The sequence below is a fragment of the uncultured Faecalicoccus sp. genome, assembly GCF_944327125.1.
Classification (GTDB): Bacteria; Bacillota_I; Bacilli_A; order Erysipelotrichales; family Erysipelotrichaceae; genus Faecalicoccus.
In genome coordinates this window covers 1-11,632 of sequence record NZ_CALVGO010000040.1, presented here as the reverse complement: position 1 = coordinate 11,632, position 11,632 = coordinate 1, and the positions used below count along the sequence as shown (strand labels likewise).

Below are 11,632 nucleotides of genomic sequence, written 5' to 3'. Positions count from 1 at the left end.
CTTATCATTCTATATGATTTCGTGTATAATACTAAAGGTAAAGGAGGAATCTATGGAACCGCAATACAAAACCATATGGAATCAAGTATTATCCCTGATCGAAAAATCCAAATACTATGATAAAGAAACTTTCGATTCCTGGATTTCTAAAACCGAATTATTAAAAATCGAAGACGGTATGGCTTATATTGTCTATCCAACGATGATTACACTGAATATATTAAAAAATACCAATGGCATACAGCTTTTGGAGTCGTCTTTGAAAGAAGTCACAAAGGAAGAAATTTCCATTCAGCTGATTTCCAAACAGGACGCTTCTTCTTTGATTCCGGAAATCAAGCTGCAGGAACGTACGCAGAATCTGATGCGTACCGATTTCAATGAAGAATATACTTTTGAAAATTTTGTTGAAGGAAATTCCAATGCGGAAGCTTATGCCGCCTGTCTTTCCTGCTGTACACAGAAAAATCATCTTTTCAATCCCATCATGATTTATGGAAATTCTGGATTAGGGAAAACGCATCTTCTTCATGCGATTGGAAATTATCTGCGAAAAGAAAGACCGGAAACAAAAGTTTTTTACTCATACAGCGGAGATCTGGTCACCATTTTACTGGATGCCATGAAATCCAAGAGTGTTCATGGAAATGCCGTGGATCAAGTAAAATCCCAACTGGTTTCCTATGATTATTTTTTGATTGATGACATTCAAAATCTTCAACTTTCTTCCAGTCAGGAAGTTTTCTTTAATGTATACAATGAACTCATCCGAAAAAATGCACAGATCGTGATTACTTCCGATGTGCATCCCATGGAGATGAGCGGACTTCAAAAACGTCTGATTTCCCGCTTTACATCCGGTTTATCGGTCAATATCTTAAAACCGGAATTTGATACCAGTAAAGCCATTTTAAAAAAGAAGCTGGAAGGCAATGAAGAAATATGCCAGATCAATGAAGATGTATTGGACTATCTGGCCAATAAATTCAGTAACGATGTAAGAAATCTGGAAGGAAGTCTCAATAAGTTGATTTTCAACGCAACCTTAGAAAATCCGGATGTGATCGACTTAGATTTTGCCCAGAGAATCTTAATGAAAGAACCGATTGTCTCTTCTGAATCGGAATTGACCATAAAGAAAATCAAAAAAGCGGTCACACGATTTTATGGGCTGACCTACAAAGATCTGGAAGGAAAATCCCGTCAGAAGAAATTAATGAACGCAAGACAAGTTTTCATCTATTTAAGCCGGGAACTGCTTCATAAAGCGTATGTTTCCATTGGACAAGAATTGGGAAACAGAGACCATACAACTATTTCCAGTTCGTATGAAAGAGCTTTAAAGCTGATGAAGACCGATCAAACCTTTAAAATGGCCGTGGAAAAAGTACAGTCAATTTTGGAAAAAGATTAGTTTTCCTTATCTTTCCCCATACAATCCACATTTCATTATCTTATTCTTTTTAGATAAATATAGGAAAATGGAATTCTTTTTTCCACAAATCCACAGGTTATTGTTATTACTTAGTATATAAAAAATAAAAAAAGGAGATTTCATATGCATTTTTCAATTGACAGAAAGTATTTTTACGAAAAGATCAGCGTAGTTGCCCGAGCTATCAGTATGTTCAGTCCGATTCCGGCATTATCCGGCATCTGTATCCAGGTGGATGAAGATCAGATTGTTTTGACCGGAAGCGATTCCAACATTTCCATTCGTTCCACAATTTTAAAAGGAGAATTGAATCAGCTGCAGATCGAGTCTACGGGATCGATTGTGATTGAAGCGAAATATTTATTGGAAATCGTAAGAAAACTGGATTGTTCTCTCATTGATATGGAAAGAATCGATCATTCATTGGTTCGTTTATCCAGCGATAACGGACAATTCCAGCTCAACGGCATTCGTGCCCAGGAATATCCAACCATTGATTTTTCTCAGCCTGTCCACAGCTTTCTTTTAAAAGGCGAACAATTAAAACAAATCGTATCCCAGACGTCTTTTGCGTGCAGTGATAAAGATCAAAGACCGGTTTTAACAGGGGTCAATTTCCATGCCCGCAACCAGTCTCTTTACTGCAGCGCTACCGATTCCTATCGTTTGGCACGAAAAGTAATCGAATTGGATTCGGCTCAGGAATTCAATATCACCATTCCGGCCAAGAGTTTGAATGAAGTAACACGCAGTATTTCCGAAGAAGATACAGACATCATGATTTATGTAGATCATAAAAAAGCCCAGTTTATCCTGGATAAGACAATCATTCAGACACGATTGATCGATGGAACGTTCCCGGATGTTGAACGAATCATTCCTTCAGAATGCATCGCCAGTATGGAAGTCAATGCCAGTGAATTATCCAATGTGATCGACCGTACGAATTTTATTCGTAATGATAAGATCCATTTGATCAAAATGGAATGTTCCCCAGAAGTTTGTCATGTAAAGACCAATTCCATCGAGATTGGAAATTCCGATGAGATTTTGACCGATTGTACGTATTCAGGAGAAGATTTAAATCTTGCCTGCAACGGAACCTATATGTTGGATGCAATCAAAGCTTTGAATGCGGAAAAGGTCAAGCTGGAATTCTCCGGTTACTTAAAACCTATCAAGATCTCCAATCCGGACGATCCTTCTATCTTAATGGTGGTCGTACCCATTCGAAGCTACGATTAAAAGCGTGTAGACATAAAAATTTATATAGAATGACAAATAAGATTCATAAAATCGAATTTAACGCATACGGCTCTTTTTAGAGCCTTTTCTTTTTGAATTAGAAATAAAGAAACCATGAGTTTTGGACAGGTAGTAAAAAAAAGGGGAGTGTGATATAATTTAATGGCGAAAAGAGGGATTTGTATGTACTTTGATCTAAAAGGTGAATACATTACTTTACAACAGTTATTGAAGGCATGCGATATCATTTCAAGCGGTGGAGAAATCAAAGATTTTCTTTATGAAAATGAAGTTTATGTGAACGGAGAAAGAGAAAATCGAAGAGGAAGAAAGCTTTATAAAAATGATGTCGTTTCTTTTTATGATACAAGGATCACTTTAAGATGAATGTACGTCAGTTGGAGCTTCGTTATTTTCGAAATTATGAAAAGATAAAATGTGATTTTTATCCGAATTGTATCCATGTACTGACCGGTAAAAATGCACAGGGAAAGACCAACCTGATCGAATCGATTTATTATTTAAGTCATTTACGTTCTTTTCGTACGCAGAGCCAGTCTCGCTTGATCAAGGATGATCATGATTTTTTTATGATTCGTTCTGTGATGGAAAGTCATCAAAGAAAAGAAGAAGTGCGAATCGTCGGCTATGAACATGAAAAACATTTGTATCGTTTCAATGATCCGGTGCATCGTTATTCTGATTTCATAGGAAACATCAACGCTGTTCTCTTTTGTCCGGATGATCTTTCGCTCTTTAATCAAAGTCCAAAGATGAGAAGAAGATTTCTGGATATGGAATTGATCAAACTCTCTAAGAAATATACATGGACTTTGAATCACTATCAGAAACTTCTTCGGCAGCGGAATATGATACTGAAGAAGGAGAAGATCGATGATGTTTTATTAGAGACACTCACAGAACAAATGATAGAAGATCAAGTCATCATATTGAATCAGAGAGTTTATTTTCTTGAAAACCTTATGGAAAAGACCAAAAAATTCTATTCTTATTTCACCAGTGAAAAAGAAGACATCGGAGGTCAATATCTAACTTTTATTGAACTGGAAAACATCAGGGAGAATCTAAAAAATGCCTATGTTCGCTCTTTTCATCGGGATAAGATGTACAAACAGACGCATTTAGGGATCCATAAGGATGATATTGATTTTCATATGAATGGCGTATCCTTGAAAGATATTGCCAGTCAGGGACAAAAAAGAAGTTTTCTGATTTCATTAAAACTGGCTTTATGTCAGATCATATATGAGAAACAAAAGGAATATCCAATTTTATTATTGGATGATGTATTCAGTGAATTGGATGAAAATCGTTCTCAAAAGCTGATTTCCATCCTTCCTAAAACCATGCAGGTCTTTATCACAATGACAGAACGGGTGAACATGGATTGGTTTAGGAATCATGAAACCAAAATTTATCAAATTGAAAAAGGACATCTCAAGGAGGTCAATTTATGAGCAATGAAAATGAAAAGATCATTGAATTTGAAGAATTAGAAAATTCAGCGACACATGTCGATCATTCCTATACGGCTGATGATATTCAAGTCCTGGAAGGATTGGAAGCGGTTCGGCTTCGTCCAGGTATGTATATTGGTTCGACCAGTGCCCGCGGTCTTCACCATCTGGTATGGGAAATCGTAGACAATGGAATCGATGAGGCTTTGGCCGGTTATGCCAATCAGATCGATGTAGTCATTGAAAAAGACAATGTGATCTCTGTCAGAGACAACGGCCGTGGTATGCCGGTGGGAATTCATGAAAAAACAGGAATCAGTGCGGTAGAAACCATCATGACCGTTCTTCATGCCGGCGGTAAATTTGGCGGAGGCGCCTACAAAGTTTCCGGCGGTCTTCACGGTGTAGGGGCCAGTGTGGTCAATGCCTTGAGTGAATGGCTGGAAGTTACGGTATATCAAAATGGAAAAATCTACTTTATTCGATTTGAAAATGGAGGACAGACCACAGAACCTTTAAAAGTAATCGGGGAAACTAATGAAACAGGAACCCTGGTTCGATTTAAAGCCGATCCTGTCATTTTTAAGGAAACGACGGAATATGATTTTGATACCTTGAATGTAAGACTTCGTCAATTGGCCTTTTTGAATAAAGATATTCGTTTGACTTTAAAAGATGAACGAGTGGAAGATGGAGCTAGTGTCAATTATAAATATGAAGGCGGAATCATTGAATACGTCAAATATCTGAATAAAGGAAAAAAGACGTTAAGCGAAAATATCATTTATGTGGATGGAATGCAGAATCAGATTTTGGCGGAAGTCGCCCTGCAGTATAACGATGGATATCAAAGCAATATCTATTCTTTCTGTAACAACATTCACACCCATGAAGGAGGATTCCATGAAGATGGATTCCGTATGGCTTTGACCCGTGTGATCAATGCCTATGCCAAAGAAAACAATCTGATCAAAAAAGAAGAGACCCTGTCTCAGGATGATGTCAAAGAAGGATTGGTGGCCATCATATCCATCAAACATCCGGATCCTCAATACGAAGGACAGACCAAGACAAAATTGGGAAACAGTGAAGTTCGTAAGATTGTCTCCAATATTGCCGGAGAACAGATCAAACGTTTCTTTTTGGAAAATCCAAACGATGCCAAGGCCATCGTGGAAAAAGCCATCGTGGCCTCAAAGGCCCGTCTGGCGGCGAAAAAAGCCCGTGAATTAACACGAAGAAAAAGTGCCTTGGATGGAATCAGTTCCTTGCCGGGAAAACTGACAGACTGTTCTTCCAAGAATGCCAGCGAATGCGAGATCTTTATTGTCGAGGGAGATTCTGCCGGCGGAAGTGCCAAACAGGGACGTGATGCCAAGACACAGGCGATTCTTCCCCTGCGAGGAAAAATCTTGAACGTGGAAAAAGCGCGTCAACACCGAATTTTTGAAAATCAGGAAATTCGTTCCATGATCACTGCCTTTGGATGCGGAATCCAGGATGAGGTCAATCTGGAAAATCTTCGTTATCATAAAATCGTGATCATGACCGATGCCGATGTCGACGGAAGCCATATTTGTACATTGATGTTGACATTCTTATATCGTTTCATGCGTCCGGTCATTGAAGAAGGATATGTATATATTGCCCAGCCGCCTTTGTATAAAGTTCAAAAAGGAAAAAAGGTAGCGTATGCCTATAAAGAACAGGAAATGGATCGTCTTCGTGAAGAATTCAAAGATGGATTCAAGGTACAGCGTTATAAAGGTTTGGGCGAAATGGATGCCGAACAGCTATGGGAAACAACCATGGATCCGGCGCATCGTATTTTGAAAAGAGTGACCATCGATGATGCCGTCGAAGCAGACAGCGTTTTCTCCATGCTGATGGGAGAAGATGTGGATCCGCGCCGTGAATTCATACAGGAAAACGCAGTATATGCCAATTTGGATTATTAGGAGGTTTCCATGGAAGAAGAAATGAAAAAATACGATACGATCGAAGATGTTGAGATTTCCAAGGAAATGCGGGAAGCCTTCCTGGATTATTCAATGTCGGTCATCGTACAGCGAGCTTTACCGGATGTCCGTGATGGGATGAAACCCGTTCATCGAAGAATCCTTCATGCGATGAATATGTTGGGAATCACCAGCGGAGTCGCTCATAAAAAAAGTGCTCGTATCGTCGGAGAAGTAATTGGTAAGTATCATCCTCACGGAGATACAGCGGTCTATGATGCGATGGTTCGTATGGCCCAGGACTTTTCATATCGCTATCCTTTAGTGGACGGACATGGTAACTTTGGATCTCTGGATGGAGATGGAGCAGCGGCCATGCGTTATACCGAGGCCAGAATGTCTAAAATCTCCATGGAGATGATGAGAGATATCAATAAAGAAACGGTTGATTTTATTCCTAACTATGATGGAGAAGAAAGTGAACCGGTCGTTTTGCCTAGCCGAATCCCTAACTTATTGATCAATGGATCGGTGGGAATCGCCGTAGGTATGGCGACGAATATTCCGCCTCACAATTTATCAGAAACCATTCAAGCTATTATTAAATTGATGGATGATCCGGATGTCAGTGTACCGGAATTGATGGAAGTCATCAAAGGACCTGACTTTCCAACCGGTGGTATTATTTTAGGAAGAAAAGGGATCCGCCAGGCTTATGAAACGGGCCGCGGTTCGATCATGATCCGTTCCAAATACCGTATCGAAGAGCTGGATAACGGAAAGAAGCGCATTATTTTCTATGAAATTCCTTATCAGGTCAATAAATTGAATTTGATCAAGAAAATGGCCGATTTGATCCGCGATAAAGAAATCCAGGGGGTTACGTATCTAAATGACGAAAGTAACCGAGAAGGAATTCGTATCGTTATGGAATTAAAGAAAGATGTTCAGGAAGAAGTTGTCTTGAATCAGCTTTTCCGCCTGACTCCGCTGCAGACAAGCTTTGGAATCAATATGCTAGCGCTGGAGGGTGGAAGACCGAAACAGCTTTCATTAAAAGAAATATTGAATGATTATATTGATCATCAAGTTGAAGTTGTGGTTCGCAAAACCAAATTTGATCTAAAAAAAGCCAAAGACAGAGCACATATTCTGGAAGGTCTTCGTATCGCAATGGATCATATTGATGAAGTGATTCATTTGATTCGCTCCAGTAAAAAAGACGAAGCCGGTCTGGTGGATGAACTGTGCGAAGCCTTTGGTCTTACGCAGATCCAGGCGAAGGCCATTCTTGCGATGCAGCTAAGAAGATTGTCCGGATTGGAAAGAGATAAGATTGAAAATGAATATCAGGAAATCTTGAAGACAATTGCGGATCTGGAAGACATTCTGGCCAATCACAGCCGTGTATTACAGATCATTCGCGATGATTTGATGGAAATCAATCAAAAATATGGCGATGAAAGAAAAACAGAAATTTCCGATGCCTCTTTCGATATGGAAGATGAAGATCTGATCCCGGTTGAGGAAAGCATCATTATTCTGACCGAATCCGGATACATCAAAAGACAACCGGTAAATACCTACCATACGCAGAATCGCGGCGGCAGGGGAATCAAATCTCTGACATTGAATGAAGAAGATTCCATTGATACGATGATTTCCATGTCAACGCATGACTGGTTATTGTTGTTTACGAATAAAGGAAGAGTCTATCGAATGAAAGGATTCCATATTCCTGTGGCTTCCCGAAATGCCAAAGGTCTTCCAATTGTAAATATTTTGACCATGGAAAGCGATGAAAAAGTAAAAGTATTGCTTCCAATTCCAAAAGAACATGAAGATATCAAAACCTTGTTGTTTGTAACCAAAAACGGAATTGCCAAACGTACGGCTTTGACAGAATTTGACAATATCAATAGAAATGGAAAAATTGCGATTAGCCTGAAGGAAAATGATGAACTGGCCTTTGTAAAGACCACTTCAGGAGAAGATGAAGTCTTGATTGCCGGATCCAATGGAAAAGCGGTACGTTTCAATGAAAATCAGATTCGTATCATGGGACGCAGTGCCTCCGGTGTATTAGGATTTAACTGTGATGGAAGCCAGGTTGTCGGTGTTTGTCTTTCTCGTGAAGGGGATACGATCTTATCCATTTCTGAAAATGGTTATGGAAAACGAAGCCGTTTAGAAGATTACCGTTTGACCTCCCGTGGCAAAAAAGGTGTAAGAACGATCAATGTAACCGAAAAAACCGGACAGCTTGTGAGTGTACAGGCCGTTGAAGGAATCGAAGATGCGATGATTGTTTCCAGTTCAGGAATCATGATTCGAATTGCGTTGGAATCGGTAGGAATCTATGGACGAAATACGCAGGGAATCAAATTGATCAATCTGACAGAGAATGCGAAAGTCACAAAAGTAACACTGGTGGATCACAGCGAGGATTCACAAGAAGAAGAGTAATGAAGAAAAGGTTCTTATTGTGAAAAATAAGAACCTTTTTAGGAGTTTCATATGAATAAGCTGAATTTTAAATATACGATATTAATAGGTTTTACCTTATTTTCAATGTTTTTTGGAGCGGGAAATTTAATATTTCCACCTTTATTGGGTGCTCAGTCCGGATCTCATTTTATTTATTCAATGATTGGATTTTTGATAACGGCGGTTTTTGTTCCTACCATTACGATCATAGTCGTCGCCAAACATCAGGGATTAAAAAATTTAACCGATCGGATCCATCCTATTTTTACGGTACTCTTTGTGACACTGGTGTATTTATTGATTGGACCTTGTGTGGCCATTCCAAGAACAGCTTCCACTTCTTTTGAAATGGCTCTTTCCCCTTTTCTATCCAGTGAACATTTAATATGGGCAAGAATTTTCTATTCCCTTTGTTTCTTTGTATTGACCAGTTATGTGGCCCTGCATCCTAATAAGTTAAAAAATTTATTGGGAAAGATCATGACGCCTTTATTATTGATATTGATTGGTGCCGTTTTTATCGGAACACTGATCAATCTTCCAATAAATATTGGAGAGACGGCACAGCGATATCAAGAAATTCCGGTATGGTCCGGTATCGTGGATGGATATCAGACAATGGATATACTGGCCGCTTTGAATTTTGGTATCATCATATCCATCAATATTCAAGATCTGGGAGTGAAAGATCCCAAACAGATTGCCAAAGAAATCATGAAAGCGGGCGTTGTAGCCGGTATCCTATTAGGAAGTGTATATTGTCTGACCGGCTATATCGGAATGCACACTTCCGGATACTTTGAAAATGTGACCAACGGAGCTCAGGTCTTAGTTTATGCGATCCAGAACAGCTTTGGATCTTTTGCCCAGATCCTGGTCGGCGCTATTTTCTTTATCGCCTGCTTCAATGTGTGTTCTGGACTTTTATCCTGCTGTGCCCAGTATTTTCATGAGCTGTATTCCAAAATATCTTATAAAACATGGCTCTTTGGATTTGCGGCGTTCAGTTTTGTAGTGTCCAGTTTTGGTTTGGATTTCATATTGAACGCATCCACACCGATATTATCGATCATGTGCCCGCTGGCTGTGGTATTGATTGTCTTTGGAATTGTGATCAAACCTAAGTCATAAAAGAAAAAGAACTTGCACATTGATTTAAAGAATGATATAAAATGTACAGAAAACGTTGAAAAGGAAAAGTATATCGAATCTTTATTCAAGAGACAGTATGGCGGGTGAAAATACTGATAAAGACCGATAGAAAAGCCCCTTTGAGTGATTGGATGAATGAAAGTAGTCAAATCCGGTACAGACCGTTATCATGTCAAGAGATCTTTTTTAAGATAAGAAGGGTGGCAACGCGAGACATCGTCCCTTTATGGTGATGTCTCTTTTTTTATGGACAAAAGGAGGAAATGTAATGTTAGATATTAAATTTGTTCGTGAAAATCCAGATCTTGTGAAAGAAAATATGAAAAAGAAATTTCAGGATGCCAAAATTCCTTTGGTCAATGAAGTGCTTCAGGAAGATAAAGAACTTCGTCAGACCCAACAGCACGCCGATGATCTGAGAAATCAGCGAAAGACAATTTCTAAACAAATCGGTGCTTTGATGGGACAAGGTAAAAAAGAAGAAGCCGAAGAAGTGAAACAGAAAGTGGCTTCAATTGCCCAGGAACTGGAAGCACTGGAAGGAAAAGAAGAAAAACTGCGGGAATCGGTTAAAGAAAAAATGATGAAGATTCCAAATATGATCGATGACAGTGTTCCGATTGGAAAAGATGATTCTGAAAACGTGGAACTGGAAAAATTTGGAGAACCGGTTGTCCCTGATTTTGAAATTCCTTACCATACAGAAATTATGGAAAAAGTCAATGGAATCGATTTAGACAGTGCCCGTAAAGTGGCAGGAAACGGATTCTATTATTTAATGGGAGATATTGCCCGTCTTCACTCTGCCATTTTATCGTATGCCCGTGATTTTATGATCAATAAAGGATTTACGTATTGTATTCCGCCTTATATGATTCGTTCCGCCGTCGTGGATGGAGTTATGAGTTTTGCGGAAATGGAAGGCATGATGTATAAGATCGAAGGGGAAGATCTATATCTGATTGGAACCAGTGAACATTCCATGATCGGAAAATTTATTGATACGATCCTGGATGAAAAAGATCTTCCATATACATATACGTCTTTCTCTCCTTGTTTCCGAAAAGAAAAAGGCGCTCATGGGATAGAAGAACGAGGTGTATATCGTATCCACCAGTTTGAAAAACAGGAAATGATCGTTGTCTGCAAGCCGGAAGACAGTATGGAATGGTTTAAGAAACTGTATATGAACACGGTAGAATTTTTCCGTTCCTTAGATGTTCCGGTACGTACATTGGAATGCTGCTCCGGGGATCTGGCCGATCTGAAATGTAAATCTGTAGACGTAGAAGCCTGGTCTCCTCGTCAGAAGAAATACTTTGAAGTGGGAAGCTGCTCGAATTTGACCGATGCCCAGGCAAGACGTTTGCGTATTCGTGTGAAAGATGAAAAAGGAAATAAGTATTTTGCCCATACATTGAACAATACTTGTGTGGCTCCCCCACGTATGCTGATCGCATTCCTTGAAAATAATCTGCAGGCCGATGGCAGCATTTTGATTCCAGAAGCTTTACAGCCTTATATGGGAGGTATGAAAAAAATAGGATAGTTCTACTATTCTATTTTTTTATATTTATACTATATTTAAACAATACAGCTTTTTGTATTGAATTTGTAAATTCATATGATATAATGAAACAGCTACTACAATGATGTCAAATGAATCAGGTCAGGTCGGGAACGAAGCAGCCTTAAGTTTGCTCCATCATGTGTAGTAGTTTTTTTATGGTACAATAAGAATATGAATCAAGATGAAAAATGGATGAAAAAGGCAATTCATCAAGCCTTGCGGGCAGAAAGTAAAGACGAAGTCCCTATTGGATGTGTCATTGTCAAAGAGGATCAGATTGTTGCCCGAGCTTACAATCAAAGAGAAA

The 11,632-nt window shown here is 39.1% G+C and carries 9 protein-coding genes, 1 other RNA gene and 1 other annotated feature; all 10 genes read left to right on the top strand.

Annotation, left to right across the window (positions count from 1 at the left end; genetic code table 11):
* The first annotated feature begins 52 nt into the window (after positions 1 to 52).
* Positions 53 to 1,414, top strand: a complete 1,362-nt coding sequence (dnaA, locus tag Q0K03_RS05655) for a chromosomal replication initiator protein DnaA (RefSeq protein WP_297238626.1) — start codon at positions 53 to 55, stop codon at positions 1,412 to 1,414.
* Between the two features lie 144 nt (positions 1,415 to 1,558).
* On the top strand, positions 1,559 to 2,680 hold the full coding sequence (gene dnaN, locus Q0K03_RS05650) for a DNA polymerase III subunit beta (protein ID WP_297238624.1): 1,122 nt from the start codon (positions 1,559 to 1,561) through the stop codon (positions 2,678 to 2,680).
* A 183-nt stretch (positions 2,681 to 2,863) separates the two neighbouring features.
* The gene (gene yaaA, locus Q0K03_RS05645; protein ID WP_297238622.1) at positions 2,864 to 3,067 is read left to right on the top strand and encodes a S4 domain-containing protein YaaA; all 204 of its coding nucleotides are present in this window, start codon (positions 2,864 to 2,866) and stop codon (positions 3,065 to 3,067) included.
* On the top strand, positions 3,064 to 4,158 hold the full coding sequence (recF, locus tag Q0K03_RS05640) for a DNA replication/repair protein RecF (RefSeq protein WP_297238621.1): 1,095 nt from the start codon (positions 3,064 to 3,066) through the stop codon (positions 4,156 to 4,158). Before yaaA ends, recF begins: the two co-directional genes overlap by 4 nt.
* Entirely contained in the window at positions 4,155 to 6,116 is a 1,962-nt protein-coding gene (gyrB, locus tag Q0K03_RS05635) for a DNA topoisomerase (ATP-hydrolyzing) subunit B (RefSeq protein ID WP_297238619.1), read from the top strand. Before recF ends, gyrB begins: the two co-directional genes overlap by 4 nt.
* Before the next feature lie 9 nt (positions 6,117 to 6,125).
* On the top strand, positions 6,126 to 8,582 hold the full coding sequence (gyrA, locus tag Q0K03_RS05630) for a DNA gyrase subunit A (protein WP_297238618.1): 2,457 nt from the start codon (positions 6,126 to 6,128) through the stop codon (positions 8,580 to 8,582).
* 51 nt (positions 8,583 to 8,633) lie between these two features.
* Positions 8,634 to 9,734, top strand: coding sequence for a branched-chain amino acid transport system II carrier protein (brnQ, locus tag Q0K03_RS05625; RefSeq protein ID WP_297238616.1), 1,101 nt, complete (start codon positions 8,634 to 8,636; stop codon positions 9,732 to 9,734).
* Between the two features lie 46 nt (positions 9,735 to 9,780).
* Positions 9,781 to 9,982, top strand: a binding site (T-box leader).
* 41 nt (positions 9,983 to 10,023) lie between these two features.
* The gene (serS, locus tag Q0K03_RS05620; RefSeq protein WP_297238614.1) at positions 10,024 to 11,304 is read left to right on the top strand and encodes a serine--tRNA ligase; all 1,281 of its coding nucleotides are present in this window, start codon (positions 10,024 to 10,026) and stop codon (positions 11,302 to 11,304) included.
* Between the two features lie 84 nt (positions 11,305 to 11,388).
* An RNA gene (ffs, locus tag Q0K03_RS05615) (signal recognition particle sRNA small type) lies at positions 11,389 to 11,486 on the top strand.
* A gap of 10 nt (positions 11,487 to 11,496) precedes the next feature.
* Positions 11,497 to 11,632 (top strand): deaminase (locus tag Q0K03_RS05610; RefSeq protein ID WP_297238629.1); only part of this gene is annotated, 136 nt, incomplete at its 3' end.

Coding starts and splice junctions, on each gene's coding strand:
- dnaA (WP_297238626.1), top strand. CDS start 53: ATGGAACCGCAATACAAAACCATATGGAATCAAGTATTATCCCTGATC.
- dnaN (WP_297238624.1), top strand. CDS start 1,559: ATGCATTTTTCAATTGACAGAAAGTATTTTTACGAAAAGATCAGCGTA.
- yaaA (WP_297238622.1), top strand. CDS start 2,864: ATGTACTTTGATCTAAAAGGTGAATACATTACTTTACAACAGTTATTG.
- recF (WP_297238621.1), top strand. CDS start 3,064: ATGAATGTACGTCAGTTGGAGCTTCGTTATTTTCGAAATTATGAAAAG.
- gyrB (WP_297238619.1), top strand. CDS start 4,155: ATGAGCAATGAAAATGAAAAGATCATTGAATTTGAAGAATTAGAAAAT.
- gyrA (WP_297238618.1), top strand. CDS start 6,126: ATGGAAGAAGAAATGAAAAAATACGATACGATCGAAGATGTTGAGATT.
- brnQ (WP_297238616.1), top strand. CDS start 8,634: ATGAATAAGCTGAATTTTAAATATACGATATTAATAGGTTTTACCTTA.
- serS (WP_297238614.1), top strand. CDS start 10,024: ATGTTAGATATTAAATTTGTTCGTGAAAATCCAGATCTTGTGAAAGAA.